Source organism: Kitasatospora putterlickiae (genome assembly GCF_039527695.1).
Classification (GTDB): domain Bacteria; phylum Actinomycetota; class Actinomycetes; order Streptomycetales; family Streptomycetaceae; genus Kitasatospora; species Kitasatospora putterlickiae.
In genome coordinates this window covers 1-3,319 of record NZ_BAAAKJ010000039.1, presented here as the reverse complement: position 1 = coordinate 3,319, position 3,319 = coordinate 1, and the positions used below count along the sequence as shown (strand labels likewise).

The window sequence follows — 3,319 nt, the reverse complement described above, 5'->3', positions numbered from 1 at the left end:
GCGGCGGCCCACGGCGGACCGGTCGCCCGCCGGGTCGCCGCCCTGCGGCACCCGCGCCCGGCCGGCCCGTCCGCCGCCCGCCGGATCGCCGTCCTGGCACTGACCGCCCGTCTCGCCCTCACCGCCGCGACCAGCCTCGACGCCACCGCCGACCTGCACCGCACCGTCGAGACCGCCCAGCGCCAACCCCCCGGTCACTAGCGGTCGCACACCGGAAATTCATTGGCATGACCACTTTCATACCGTCTGGTATTCCGAGTTGGCAGACCCCATCCCCAGGAACCGGTGGCGCCCGTACTCTTTCGTCAGCGCGTCGGCCCCGGCGCGCCCTCGAACGGCGGCGAGGAGCAGGACGAGTGCGGCAACCCGGACGGCAGACCCGACGACCCGAACGTCGCATCCCGCAGAGCGCGGCCGAACTGGCCAAGGTCCACGAGCGTGCCCTCGCCGAGGCCGCCGCGCGCAGCGCCAACCGGGACCCCTCCGCCCCCGACGAGCCGCCCTTCCTCCAGGCCCGCCCCGAGATCGGCGACTCCTGGGAGCGGCTGCGCCGCCTCGGCCTCGACCCGGACGCCGGCGCGGACGCCGTCCACCTGGGCCCCGCCGAGATCGAGCACCGCCGCCGGGCCAGCGGCCTCGACCCGCTGCTCCCCATCCTCCGCGGCACCCTGGTCGAACAGGTCGACCAGCCCCCGCTGATCCTCGCGATCACCGACGCCGACGGCCACATCCTCTGGCAGGAGGGCGAACGCGGCCTGCGCCGCAGCGCCGAACGGATCGGCTTCCTCACCGGCGCCCGCTGGGTGGAGGAGCGGGTCGGCACCAACGGCATAGCCGCCGCCCTGCGCGCCCAGCGCCCGATGCACGTCCACTCCGCCGAGCACTACCTGCGCAGCCACCACTCCTGGACCTGCGTCGCCGCCCCCGTGCGCGACCCCGGCACCGGCCTGCTGATCGGCGCGATCAACCTCAGCGGCCCGGCCCACTCGGTCCGCCCCTACCTGCTCCAGCTGACCGCCACCGCCGCCAAGCTCGCCGAGACCGAACTGCGCGCCCGCCGCCTGGAATCCCTGCACCACCTGCGCACCCTGGCGGCCCCGATGCTGGCCCGGGTGAACGGCCCCGCCCTGGTCGTCGACGCGGCGGGCTGGACGGCGGCCGCGGCGGGACTGCCGCCACCGGCCCGGCTGCGGCTGCCCGCCGAGGGCTGGGGCTCGGCCGCCGTGCACTGGCTACCCAGTCTGGGCGAGTGCGTGATCGAGCCGCTCGCCGACGGCTGGCTGGTCCGGCCGGTCCGGCCGCAGGACACCGCCCCGGCCGTCCCCGGGCCGGACCCGGACGCGGCCGGGCCCGGCGGCGGCCGCGTCGCCGAACAGGCCGAGGGTGCCAGGCTCCGGCTCGACCTGCGGCGCGCGGCCAGCCCCGGCCTGTCGGTGCGCGGCGCGGCCGGCAGCTGGTCGCACGCGCTCAGCCCGCGCCACGCCGAGCTGCTGCTCCTGCTCGCCACCGAACGCGACGGCCTCAGCGCGGCGCAGCTGGCCGACGCGCTGTTCGGGGACCCGGCCCGGACGGTCACGGTGCGGGCCGAACTGTCCCGCCTCCGCCGCTACCTGGGCGGCCTGCTGGCCCACCGGCCGTATCGTTTCGCCGACTCGGTGCTGGTGACGGTGGCCGGTCCGGAGGACCCGTACGACCTGCTGCCGGCCTCTTCGGCGCCCGCCGTGCGCAGGCTCCGCGCGGGGCTGGTCGGCGGGACGGCCCGGCTGCCCGGCACCCCGCCGTTACCGGGCCCTCGGCCCCCGGCCGACGGGACGGTAGCGCCGCGTCCCCGCTCCGATCCGTTGCCCCTGCCGCCGCAGTGAGGCCCGGTGGAGCCCGGTAGCGCCCGCGGTCGCCCACAGGCTCAGCGGCCGCCGCCGAGCAGTTCGGAGAGCTGGGCGTCGCTGGGCCCGTGGGACCGCTCGGACTCCTCGGAGACGAGCGCGTACGTGCGGTCCAGCCAGTCCTGGACCTTCGGCTTGGACGCCTCCAGCAGCGCGCTGCCGTGCGGCGACTCAAGCGCCAGGTGCAACGTCGAGCCGTGGCACGGGCAGTACGCCGGCCACAGTTTGACGTCGCCCTGGCCGCTCAACGAGCGCAGGCCGTCGCGCAGCAGTTCGCGCGAGAACACCCAGTCGGCCTCGTCCGGCCGCCCCAGGTGGAACGTCAGCAGCACCTCGTACGGGCGTTCGGCGTCGAACCGGAACCGCGTACGGACCTCTCCGACCACCTCCTCGCCCAGCGAGATCCGCAGCGTCAGCACCTCCTCCACCGCCGCCGGAGCGGCGGTGGAGCCTGCCTCATCGCCGCCCGTGGGGGTAGCGGCGAGGGGGGCACTGAAGGGTGCTGGCAGCGGGTCGGGCGGCATGACGGTCTCTCCGGGACGGCGTGGGATGTCCACCAGCGTGCTCCACCGCGCGAGGCCGGGCAAGGGTTGCAAGGAGGTTGCAATAATCCCCGCACCGGCCGAGGGTCCCTTACCGCCGTTGTCAGACGGACCGTCAACTTCCGCTGGTCAACGGGTTGTCCACGGATTGGATCAATTCGGTCCGATCACTGGCCACCGCCCGGGGGCCCACTGCTACGCTCGTCCCCCTGCCGGCGCGCGCCCGCGCGCGCGTCCGGTCGGACTCCGCACGCGCGCCCCCGCACCAACCCGGCCGGACCGTGCCCGAACGAACCCCGGACAACGCCTCCGACCGGACCGGACCAGCCGGTACCGCATCGGATCGAATCGGACCGGATCCGACGGGATCGGGCCGAACAGGCCGACCGCACCAGGGGCCTGGCGGCAGTCCGCCCGGTCCGGCGCCACCGGCACCGCCGTCGGTACGTGGGAGAATGCGACGACCGCAACGGCGACTTCAGGGGAGGGAGGGGTCCAGGTGACTCTGTCCGACGACACTGGACAGGACGCGCCGTACGCGCACGACCGGTACCGCACGCGCCACGGCCGGCACGGCCGTCCGGGCCCGTTCGGCGGCCGCCTGCGGCTGCCCACCCTGCGGTTCTCCGGCGCCGCGATGGCGATGTCCACCGTGGTGGGCATCAGCATCGCCACCACCTTCCTGCTCAACGAGCAACAGGGCGTGGGCCGCCGGGCCGGGGTCGCCCGGGTCGGCTCCAGCGGGCCGCCGCCCAGCCCCGGCGGCTCCCCTGACGCCGCTTCCGGCGCCACGGGCGGCACGACCTCCTCCGGCACCGGGACCATGGCCGCCCCGGACGCGACGGCGGGTCGCCACCCGGCCGTCCTGGGACAGCTCCATCACCATGGCCAGCA

General features: G+C 75.7%; 2 protein-coding genes and 2 pseudogenes. 3 read left to right on the top strand and 1 reads right to left on the bottom strand.

Features of this window, described 5'->3' with window-relative positions:
• Positions 1–201, top strand: a pseudogene (locus ABD308_RS04775) (M56 family metallopeptidase); the annotation flags it as partial.
• 155 nt (positions 202–356) lie between these two features.
• Complete coding sequence (locus ABD308_RS04770) at positions 357–1,862, top strand: GAF domain-containing protein (protein WP_344326020.1); 1,506 nt, start codon at positions 357–359, stop codon at positions 1,860–1,862.
• 41 nt (positions 1,863–1,903) lie between these two features.
• On the opposite strand, the gene ABD308_RS04765 is transcribed toward ABD308_RS04770, so the two are convergent.
• Positions 1,904–2,302, bottom strand: coding sequence for an SsgA family sporulation/cell division regulator (locus tag ABD308_RS04765; RefSeq protein ID WP_344326014.1), 399 nt, complete (start codon positions 2,300–2,302; stop codon positions 1,904–1,906).
• A 622-nt stretch (positions 2,303–2,924) separates the two neighbouring features.
• Between ABD308_RS04765 and ABD308_RS04760 the strand changes: the two are divergent.
• Positions 2,925–3,319: pseudogene (locus ABD308_RS04760) on the top strand (hypothetical protein); the annotation flags it as partial.